Origin of the sequence: Thiocapsa sp. (assembly GCF_022340925.1) — a bacterium.
Classification (GTDB): domain Bacteria; phylum Pseudomonadota; class Gammaproteobacteria; order Chromatiales; family Chromatiaceae; genus Thiocapsa.
Window position 1 is genome coordinate 87,552 of sequence record NZ_JAJDNA010000100.1, and the last position, 10,086, is coordinate 97,637.

A 10,086-nucleotide genomic window follows, 5' to 3' on the forward strand; every position below is an offset into this window, starting at 1 on the left:
CATCATAGACTCGCTGCACGCTCGAGGAAATGGCGCGAGTAGGTCGGATTGAGCTCATCGACATCGAGCAGCATCAGCACGTCCGCGACCTCGAAATCCGGATCCCGGCAAGGTTCGCCGCAGACTTTGGCGCCCAGTCGAACGTAGGCGCGCAACAAGGCCGGCAAGGGCGCATCCAGGATGTCGTCGGGCACCCGCGTCGTGCGCAGCGGCACGCGCGGCACCACCCGCAGGTCCTCCGGGGCCATCGCGTGCCGCCGCAACCGGTTCATGATCGCAGCCGCCTGGATATCCTGCTCGCCCAGGGGCACGCTTGCGCATCCGAAGAGGTAGTCGAAGCCATGCAGTTGGATGAAGCTGGCCAAGCCCGACCATAGCACGGCGATCGCCGAGCCCTGGCGAAACTCCGCGGAGACGCAGGTCCGGCCGACTTCCAGAAGGCGGCCGTCCAGCCTCGGAATCGCGCCGAGATCAAACTCGTCCTGGGAGTAGTAGCGTCCCAGGCGCGCCGCATTCTCGTCGGTCAGGATCCGTGTGCACCCGACGACCTGACCCGTCCTGGTATCGCGCACCAAAAGGTGTTGGCAGTAAGCATCGAACTCGTCGATATCCAGGCCGCCGACCCCTTGCTTCAGCTTTGCGCCCAACTCCTCGCCGAATACGCGGTATCTGAGGCCTTGGGCCTCGCTCACCTCCCGTTCGGACGAGGCGAGCTCGACGAAGAGGCGTTCGCCGCGTTTGGCGGCCAACGCTGGCGCACTCGCAACCATTTCATGTCCCCGGAAAAGAGCCATTGGGTAACTGGTAATGGTAGGTCCAGACTGTTGCAGCCGTGTGTGGGACGCATGACGGCACTGTGACCGCTCGGGGTATGGCTCGTCTGGGCTCAGCATCTTAGCGAGATGATCGACCATCCCCGTTCCACCGCCGCTTCGCGTAGGCGCGGATCCGGGTCGACGGCAATCGGCCGATCGACCCGCTCCAGAAGCGGCAGATCGTTGTGCGAATCGCTGTAGAAGCAACTCCCGGCCAAGTCCGTCTGCTGTTGCTCGAGCCACGCTTCCAGCCGACGGACCTTGCCTTCCCTGAACGCCGGCGGACCCTCGGGCTCGCCGGTGAAGTGCCCTCCCTCCTCGGCCGGTTGCGTCGCGATCAGATGCGCAACGCCGAAGCGGGCAGCGATCGGCGCTGTGACGAATTCATTGGTCGCGGTGATAATCAGCAGGATGTCTCCTGCCTCGCGGTGCCTTTCCACGAGCTCCTTGGCTGCCGGCAGGATGATCGGTTCGATCTGCTCCGCGACGAAGCGTTCACGCAAGGCTTCGAGGCGCTCCCGGGCGTTATCGCGCAAAGGACGCAGGGAGAACCGCAGGAACTCTCGGATATCCAGTGTTCCGGCCTTGTACTCGCGGTAGAAGCGCTCGTTTTCGCGTTCGTACTCCGCCCTGTCGACAATTCCCTCGGCCGCCAGGAACCGTCCCCAGAGGTAATCCGAATCGCCTGCCAGTAAGGTGTTGTCGAGATCGAAGATCGCCAGGGCCATGTCAGTTTCGTTCCGATGCCGATCGGGGTGTCAGGCAGGGGCCGGGTTGCGCGTGAGCGGGGCCATCGCCGCCCGCAGGGAGCCCGCTTTGATCGATGGTGGCGAAATGACCTCTGGGTTTCAAGGCGTTCCGGGCCGCCATCACCGAAGTCGCTCCCCGGGCAGGCGCCGGCGACCCACTCGCTCGGAGGAAAGCCGTTGATTGGCAATCGCTTATAGACTCCTTCGCTTGCCGGTGATGCGCCCGATGTGGAAGAATGGGGCAACATGGCCTTGCGGACCGCCTCCCTTGATCGATCACGACGGTTTCAGACCCAACGTCGGCATCATCCTGAGCAATCGGGACCGTCGTCTGTTCTGGGGGCGTCGGATCGGCCAGAATGCGTGGCAGTTCCCCCAGGGCGGGATTCGTTCCGACGAGACTCCGCAGCAGGCAATGTTTCGCGAGCTCGAGGAGGAGGTCGGCCTCAAGGCCCAGCAGGTCACAGTCCTTGGATCCACGCGTGGATGGCTTCGATATCACCTCCCCAAGCGCTACATCCGTCGGCACTGCGGTCCGACCTGCATCGGGCAGAAGCAGGTCTGGTTCATGCTGCGGGTCGACTGCGGGGAAGACGCCTTCTGCCTAGATAAGACCGACAAACCCGAGTTCGACGCCTGGCGCTGGGTCCGGTACTGGCAGCCCCTGCATGAGGTCGTCTATTTCAAGCGCCGTGTCTACCTCCAAGCCCTTGAGGAGCTGGCGCCGATCCTGTATCCCGAGGGGCCGCCGGCCCGTGACGCGGCTCAGCCACGGGTGGCCGGCTTTTTGCGCCAGCGCAGCCGATGACAGGTCGTCTCGCTGAGCATGCGGATCGCGCGCATCTCGAAGAAGAGCCGATCGGGCTGGACGTCGGTGCGGCGTTCTCACCGGCATCCGCAGGCCTGAGTCAGCGGTTGCCTATGCTCGAGTCGCTCCGCCGGATCGTTCAGGAGGTCAACAACGCCCCCGATCTCGAGCAGGCCCTGAGCATCATCGTGCAGCGCGTCAAACAATCGGTCGGTGCTGACGTCTGCTCGGTCTATCTCAATGACTTCGATAACCGCATGCATGTCCTGCACGCCACCGAGGGGCTGCGCTCCAAGGCGGTCGGTCGCGTCCGCCTCGAGATGGGGCGAGGGCTGATCGGGCTCGTCAGTGAGCGCGCGGAGCCCATCAATCTGGATGACGCGGTCAGTCATCCCCGCTATCAACGCATCACGGACACCGGCGAGGATCGCTATCATGGATTCCTCGGTGCACCCATCATCCAGAATCGCAAGGTTCTGGGCGTGCTGGTCCTGAGGCAGCGCGACAAACGGCACTTCGGGGAAGATGAGGTGACCTTCGTTGTCACCTTGGCGTCTCAATTGGCCGGTGCCATTACCTTTGCGCGGGCCAACGGTGAGCTCGCGCGCCTTCAGGACGACGGGATCCCACAACGTTTTCTTCCGGGACTGCCGGCATCGCCGGGGATCGGGATTGGGACCGCGGTCCTCGTCTATCCGCCCGCTGACCTGAATGCCGTCCCGGACCGGCGGCCGGAGAACCCCGACGGCGAGGTCCAGGATTTTCTCGGGGCAGTCGAGCATGTCGCCGAGGATCTGGACCGTTTTGCGATCCGGACCCAGCCTCATCTCAGCGCCGAAGACATGGCCTTGTTCGACGCCTGGCGTCTGATGCTGGAGAGCGATACGCTGATCGACGGGACCTTGTCACGGATCCGGGCGGGCAATTGGGCGCCGGGTGCGTTGCGCGAGACCATCGCCGAGCACGCGAAGGTGTTCGACAACATGGATGACCCCTATCTGCGCGAGCGTGCGTCCGATGTCCGTGACCTGGGGCGCTGTATCCTGACTCGCCTCGAAAAGCTCACCGCGGCGCCGATCCAATACGTCCCCAACACGATCCTGGTCGGCGACGAGCTGAGCGCCATGCAGATCGCCGATGTGCCGCGCGAGATGCTTGCCGGGATCGTCTCGACAACGGGTTCCGGCTCCTCGCACGTCGGCATCCTGGCGCGTGGGATGGGCGTGCCGGCGGCAATGGCCGTTGCCGACTTGCCGGTCGGTCGCGTCGAAGGGCGTGAGCTGGTGGTGGATGGCTACCGCGGGCGCGTCTATGTGGCGCCGGGCCCGACCGTTCGAACCGAATATCTGCGCCTCGCCGCCGATGATGCGGCGCTGACGAATGAGCTGCAAGCCCTCCGCCACTTGCCGGCGGAGACGACCGATGGCTATCAGGTCCCGCTGTATCTCAATACGGGTCTGGTCTCTGAGGCACGGCCGCTCGGCATCGAGGAATCCGCCGGTGTCGGTCTATACCGGACCGAGCTGCCCTTCATCGTCCGTGACACCTTTCCGGGCGAGGCCGCCCAGATGTCGAATTATCGACGTGTCTTGGAGCTGTTCGCCCCGCGGCCAGTCACGATCCGTACCCTGGACATCGGCGGTGACAAGCCGCTCCCCTATTTTCCGATGCAAGAGGCTAACCCGTTCCTTGGGTGGCGAGGCATCCGTATCACGCTGGATCAGCCCGAGATCTTCCTGACCCAGATACGCGCGATCCTGCGCGCCTCGATCGGGCTCGACAACCTGCAGATCCTCTTGCCCATGATCAGCACGGTCGGAGAGGTGGATGAGGCGCTGCTGCTCATCCATCGCGCGCACGAAGAGCTCCGCGAAGAGGGATATCAGGTCCAGCTGCCGCCGATCGGCGTCATGATCGAGGTTCCAGCCGCAGTGTACCAGTGCGAGGCACTTGCACGACGCGTGGATTTCCTGTCCGTCGGCACCAATGACCTGACCCAGTATCTGCTGGCCGTCGACCGGAACAACGCCCATGTCGCCAAGCTCTATGACGAGCTCCATCCGGCGGTCCTGCGTGCGCTTCTGCAGATCCTGGCCGGTGCCCGGGTCCATGGCCGGGAGGTGAGCGTGTGTGGCGAGATGGCGGGCGATCCGCTGGCGACATTTCTTCTTCTCGGCATGGGTGTTCACAGCCTGAGCATGGGTGCGGGGAGCCTGTTGCGCGTCAAGCGGGTGATTCGCAGCATCAGTCGGGCACGGGGACGCGAGGTCTTGAAGGTCGCCTTGAATTGCGAGGATGCAGCGGGTGTGAGGCGTCTACTCCTGGACGCGCTTGAGGCGGTCGGTCTAGGCGGCTTGGTGCGTCCCGGGAAATAGTGGGGGGATGCCGGCCGTTTGCAGGCTCCCTCGATCGTCCCGCCGCGCGATCCTGCGCCTCGATGGGCGGCGCGACTCGTTCAGCCGAGCGTTTCCGGCAGAGCCTTTCCAGGATTGAGGATGCCAGCCGGATCGAACTGCCGTTTGATGTCGCGCATGAGGCTGAGAACCGGCATGTCGATCTCGCGGCTGATGAAATCGCGTTTCTCGAGGCCCACGCCATGCTCCCCCGACAGCGTGCCGCCGAGCTTGAGCACCAGTGAAAAGATCGCATCCAAACACTGCGCTGCGCGGGTCATTGCGCCTTGGTCATCCGGGTCGATCAACAGATTGACATGGATGTTGCCGTTGCCCGCGTGACCGAAGTTGACGATGGCCACGCCGCTCTCCCGAGACAGCTCGTCCAATGCATCGATGAGCTCTCCCATACGCGAGACTGGAACGACCACGTCCTCGTTGATCTTTTTGGGCGCAATTCGACGGAGGGCCGGCGAGAGGGCCTTGCGGGTACTCCAAAGCATGCCGATCTCCTCGGCGGTGGCGGCTTGACGCAGCTCGATCAGGCCCTTGTTGCGCGCTGCCTCTGCCACAGCCGCGGCGGCTCGATCGATGCAGGCCGCCGGCCCGTCGACCTCGATCATGAGGAGCGCACGCGCATCCTGCGGCAGTGCGAGCCCGCCGTGGCCTTGGACCGTTCGAATTGCCGCGGCGTCCATCAATTCCAAGGCGCAGGGCGTGACCGGCTGTGCCATGATCGCCGACACGGCCGCAGCGGCGCCGTGGATGTCGGCATAGGTGGCTCGGAGGGTTCGTTGCGCCTCGGGCAGGGGTGTGAGCTTCAGTGTCGCCTCGGCGATGAGGGCCAGGGTGCCTTCCGATCCGATGATGAGGCGGGTCAGGTCGTATCCGATCACCCCTTTGGTGGTTGTGACGCCGGTCTTCAGCCGCTCGCCCCGCCCGCTGATCGCCACCAGACCGAGTGTGTTCTCACGCGGTGTCCCGTATTTCACCGCCCTCGGCCCGGCGGAGTTATATGCGAGATTGCCGCCGATGGTGCAGCTCGACGCGCTGGTCGGGTCAGGCGGCCAGAAAAAACCGAATGCGCCGACCGCCTGTTGGAGCCGATCGTTGATCACCCCCGGCTGCACGACCGCGAGGCGATCGTCGGGGGCGATGCGCAGGATCTCGTCCATGCGTTCGAACGAGAGCACGATGCCTCCGCGGTCCGGCACTGTGGCGCCAGTCGTGCCGGTGCCGCGCCCGCGGGCGATCAACGGCACCCCGGCGTCATGGCAGAGCCTTGCCAGTGACCTGATCTGACCCTCGTCGGCGGCGAAGATCACCGCCTGGGGCAGTGCGTGGCGGCGACTGTTGTCATAGCCATAGGGCCAGCAGTCGGCCGGATCGGTCAGCAGGTGCCCGGCCCCGGCGATTTGGGTGAGGTGTCTCAGGAAGCCCGGCGAGAGCTCAGCTGCCGCGGTCGACGTATTCAAAGATCTTTACTACGCTTTTGACGCCGGGTACATAGCGCACTTTCTCGGTTGCCGCATCGGCCTCAGCGGGACTCAAGATCCCCATGAGATAGACGGTTCCGTCCTCCGTCACGACCTTGACGCGGGTGGGGTCGAATCCGGGCAACGCGACGTCGATCAAGGCCGCCTTAACACGTGACGTGACGTATCCGTCCTCGGTCTCGCGGGCCAGGCTGAGCCGGGATCCGACGACGATCTCATCGATGACCCGTTGAACCTTGGGTAGACGACTCACCAAGCTGCTGGCCCGTTCGGCAACCTCGTCCGTGTCGGCCTGTCCGGTCAACAACACCTTGCGATTGTAGCTGGTCACAGAGATGCGCGACGCCTGGGCGGCCCGTGGGTCATTGAGCAGTGCGCTCATCGCCGCCAACTCGATCTGTTGATCGTCGATGAAGGCGTCGTAGGTGCGTCGGTCGTGAACCGCGGAGGCGGCGCCCACCGCCGCCCCGCCAACCAGCAACGGGCCGCACCCCTGCAACAGACTGCCCCCGATGAGCAACAGGATCAGGACCGCTGGGGAGGACGCCATCCGCCGAGCGGGAATGCGCGCGAGCGGTCGAGCACACCTGGCGGCTTGGTGGTCGCGGATCTGCGGGACGCGACCTGCCCGGAAGCTAGATCTCGACCAGAAAGGCATTCTTGATCCAATCAATTCGGTCTTCAGCTCCGACCGCAACCACGTCGAAGCGACAGGGTAGCATGTTCGGGTGGCGTTGCAGGTAGTGGCTTGCGGCTGCCGCCAATCGCCTTTGTTTGCGCGGGTTCACCGTCTCGGCCGGCGTACCGTAGCGGTCCGAGCGGCGGTATCGGACCTCGACGAAGACCAGGGTCTCGCCATCACGCATGACAAGGTCGATCTCGCCGTGACGACAGCGATGGTTGCGCGCCACCGGATGCAGCTTGTGCCGTCTCAGATAGTCCTCGGCGAGCCGCTCCTTGGCGTCACCGATGCCGGTTGATCCCTGATCCGTTCGGGTCCTGCCCGTTCGTTGCGGTCGCTCGGCATTCACCGGGACGCGGTCGTGGCCGCGACCTTGGCGGCTTCGCGCACGTCCGTCTCGCTGAAGCGCCCGAGCGCGAGCTGACGCTGGACTCGACCCAGCGAGTCGATCGAGAGGCCGCCGGTCTGGCCGGGGTAGAATGCACCTGGGCTCTTGGCCAGGGCCGGGAGTCGCGGCGCGAGCCGGTAGGCATCGATGCCCATCGCGTAGAGACGGGCCAGCGGGTTCGCCACCTCAAATGAAGAGCTGGTCAGACGGCGTCGTGACAAGGGGCCGTCCCCACCGCTGTCGAGCATCCATGGGATGTCGACGAAATAGAGTCCCGCCAGCACCGGATCACGGGCGGGATCGAAGGCGCCGGAGTAGACATGCGAGGTGCCGATCACGGTCAGCGGGGATGAGGCCAGTCGAATCTGTGGATAGAGTCGTCGCGCGAGATCATTGGTCGCGACCAGGAAGAGAACATCTGCGTCGGCGCCGCCGACAAGGTTGGCGACCGTCCTTTCGTAGCTCCTCGCCGTCGGGTTGTAGACCGCCTGGCCTGCCAGTGCTGTTCCACCCAGCCTACGCCATTGACTGCGGAAGGAGCTAGCCAAGCGCTCGCCCCAAGCACCCTCAGGGTAGAGGACGAGGGCCCGCCGGTGGCCCATCTCGGCGGCCTTGATCGCCACCTCTGCCGCCTCGTTCTCCGGCGAGAGCGCGAACTGGAAGAGATTCCCGGCAGCGCGGCTGTCCCGGGTCGTCTGGTTCAAGGCCAGCGTCGGTACCGTGAGAGCAGGTCCGGCGGCCAAGGCATCCACCGCTTCCTTTTCCAGGGGGCCGAGCACATAGTCGGCGCCGCTTTTCACGGCGTCCGCGTGAATGGCCCTGGTGCGCCCCGCAGAGGTGCTGTCGACGAGACTGAGCACTGGTTGGTGCCCGCTCGTGTCCGCCTGCCTGGCGGCCTCGATCCCCTCTTTGACCGCCCTGCCCGCCGGCGCGAAACGGCCGCGGCGCGGAAGCATGACCGTCACGCTGTCGCCCGTAGCGTACCCGCCCGAAAGCATTTCGATGTAGGCTTGGGCGAGCCGGGGGTGGGCGCGGTTGCCCGGTCCGCGGACCTCCTGGCGATAGCGGCTCTGAAATTGCGCCGGATCCCCGCCCGCATTCCGCGCGAGGAGCGCAATCTTCGCCCAGTCTTTCATGGCGCCGCTGCCGCTGCGCGCGAGCTCGCGCAGCTCGTCGCTGCTCAACGCGCTCAAGGTGGAGATCAGCGAGACCTGGTTGAGCAGGCGGTCTTCGTCATCCTGGAGCAGCCGATCGAGCGCGTCCAGCGAGTCGGCAGCCGCGATGGGGTCGTTGGACAGGCGCTGCGCAGCGGCGAGGGTGCCCAGGCGTGTCATTTTGGTATCTTTGGACAGGGTCTGGACCTGCATGGATTGGAGGCGCCCGATCGCGTCCTTCGGACGTCCGTCCAGGAGAGCCAGGTCGGCCTCGACGAGGCGGAGTTGCTCGCGCTGGCCGCTCGTGAGGCTGCGACGGGAGACCTGCCCCAGAACCTGCTGCGCCTGCTGGGTATCGCCCGTGTCCAGATAGGCACGCGCCGCCTTCAATTGCAGCTGCTCGCGAGCAGGCGGTCCGACGCCTTTGGCGATGTCCAGATAGGCTTGGGCCGCGGATCGAGCTTGACCCTGGGCTGCGAGCGCGTCGGCTTGTCTCAATCGCTCGCCCGCGACCGGTGCGAGCAGACTTGCTTCCTCCTGAGTCGGGTTGACCGCGCATCCGGCGAGTGTGATGGCGACTAGGAGCAGGCATGACAGCGCCGGCGGCGTGGACAAGCGACGGCGGTCAACGCGATTCTTGGGCATGGTCCGTTCCGATGCGAGAGAAGTGGGGCGTAGGGTGCAGCAACGACGCGGAATACTATACGTGGTCGCGACCCCGATCGGCAATCTGGGCGACATGACCGATCGCGCACGTAAGGTGCTGAGCGACGTAGATTTGGTTGCTTCGGAGGACACCCGACAAACGCGACGGCTGCTGGCGCATTTCGGGATTTCAGCCAAGCTCGTCGCCTATCACGACCACAATGAAGCGGTAGCCGCCCCGCGCCTTCTGGCGGCTCTCGAGGCGGGTCGCGACCTGGCATTGGTCGCGGATGCGGGCACTCCCTTGATCAGTGATCCCGGATTCAGTCTGGTGGCCGCCGCTCGGGAGCGCGGCTTGACCGTTGTGCCCGTTCCGGGCGCGAACGCCGCGATCTGCGCCCTTTCGGCGGCCGGCCTGCCGACCGACCGCTTTCTCTTTCTCGGTTTTCCTCCCCGTACGCCGTCGCAACGGCGTTCTTGGCTCGCCGGCCTCGCCAATGAGCGGGGGACCTTGATCTTCTATGAGAGCGGGAAGCGAGTCGTCGCGACACTCCGCGATTGTGGCGAGACCCTGGGGGAGACGCGGCGTGTCGTGGTCGCGCGCGAGCTGACGAAACGTTTCGAGACCTATCTGCACGGCTACCCGGCGGAGTTGGTGCGGCGGCTGGAGGCGGAGACCGAGCAACGACTGGGCGAGCTCGTGGTCCTCGTCGAGGGGCGGGCCAATCAGGGGGGCGGTGAGCGCATGGAGCAGCAGCGCGTGCTAATGATCCTTGCTGAGACCCTGCCGCTGTCCCAGGCAGCCGCAATCGCGGCCCGCCTGACCGGGACGAAGAAGAACATGCTCTACCGCTTGGGTCTCGAGCTGGGCTTGGGCGGGGCGGAGGGCTAGGAGCCTGTCCGACTTAAGGATGAATCGGCTACGGAAGCGGGAGAACGGTCCATTTCGCCCCGCT

The 10,086-nt window shown here is 65.1% G+C and carries 9 protein-coding genes; 3 read left to right on the top strand and 6 right to left on the bottom strand.

All coding sequences use genetic code 11. The features are described from left to right. Nucleotides 1–2: 2 nt before the first annotated feature. Complete coding sequence (locus LJE61_RS12405) at nt 3–770, bottom strand: GNAT family N-acetyltransferase (protein WP_296918518.1); 768 nt, start codon at nt 768–770, stop codon at nt 3–5. Between the two features lie 116 nt (nt 771–886). Then, on the bottom strand, nt 887–1,543 hold the full coding sequence (locus tag LJE61_RS12410) for a histidinol-phosphatase (RefSeq protein WP_296910928.1): 657 nt from the start codon (nt 1,541–1,543) through the stop codon (nt 887–889). Between the two features lie 289 nt (nt 1,544–1,832). Between LJE61_RS12410 and LJE61_RS12415 the strand changes: the two genes are divergently transcribed. Next, the gene (locus LJE61_RS12415) at nt 1,833–2,372 is read left to right on the top strand and encodes an RNA pyrophosphohydrolase (RefSeq protein WP_296910926.1); all 540 of its coding nucleotides are present in this window, start codon (nt 1,833–1,835) and stop codon (nt 2,370–2,372) included. A 113-nt stretch (nt 2,373–2,485) separates the two neighbouring features. Further along, a complete protein-coding gene (gene ptsP, locus LJE61_RS12420; RefSeq protein ID WP_296910946.1) occupies nt 2,486–4,747 on the top strand; it encodes a phosphoenolpyruvate--protein phosphotransferase in 2,262 nt (753 codons plus the stop codon). Nucleotides 4,748–4,827: 80 nt separating this feature from the next. Here ptsP and LJE61_RS12425 read toward each other — a convergent pair whose 3' ends face one another. From LJE61_RS12425 to LJE61_RS12440, 4 genes are all read right to left on the bottom strand, one after another. After that, the gene (locus LJE61_RS12425; protein ID WP_296918519.1) at nt 4,828–6,240 is read right to left on the bottom strand and encodes an FAD-binding oxidoreductase; all 1,413 of its coding nucleotides are present in this window, start codon (nt 6,238–6,240) and stop codon (nt 4,828–4,830) included. Next, a complete protein-coding gene (locus tag LJE61_RS12430; RefSeq protein ID WP_296910922.1) occupies nt 6,215–6,811 on the bottom strand; it encodes a BON domain-containing protein in 597 nt (198 codons plus the stop codon). Before LJE61_RS12430 ends, LJE61_RS12425 begins: the two co-directional genes overlap by 26 nt. Before the next feature lie 85 nt (nt 6,812–6,896). Beyond that, nucleotides 6,897–7,232, bottom strand: a complete 336-nt coding sequence (locus LJE61_RS12435) for a YraN family protein (RefSeq protein ID WP_519972640.1) — start codon at nt 7,230–7,232, stop codon at nt 6,897–6,899. 56 nt (nt 7,233–7,288) lie between these two features. Continuing rightward, nucleotides 7,289–9,130 carry a penicillin-binding protein activator gene (locus LJE61_RS12440; RefSeq protein WP_296910918.1) on the bottom strand — a complete coding sequence of 614 codons (1,842 nt, stop codon included), beginning with the start codon at nt 9,128–9,130 and terminating at the stop codon, nt 7,289–7,291. Between the two features lie 34 nt (nt 9,131–9,164). On the opposite strand from LJE61_RS12440, the gene rsmI reads away from it, so the two are divergent. Continuing rightward, nucleotides 9,165–10,022 carry a 16S rRNA (cytidine(1402)-2'-O)-methyltransferase gene (gene rsmI / locus LJE61_RS12445; protein WP_296910916.1) on the top strand — a complete coding sequence of 286 codons (858 nt, stop codon included), beginning with the start codon at nt 9,165–9,167 and terminating at the stop codon, nt 10,020–10,022. The last annotated feature ends 64 nt before the right edge of the window (nt 10,023–10,086 follow it).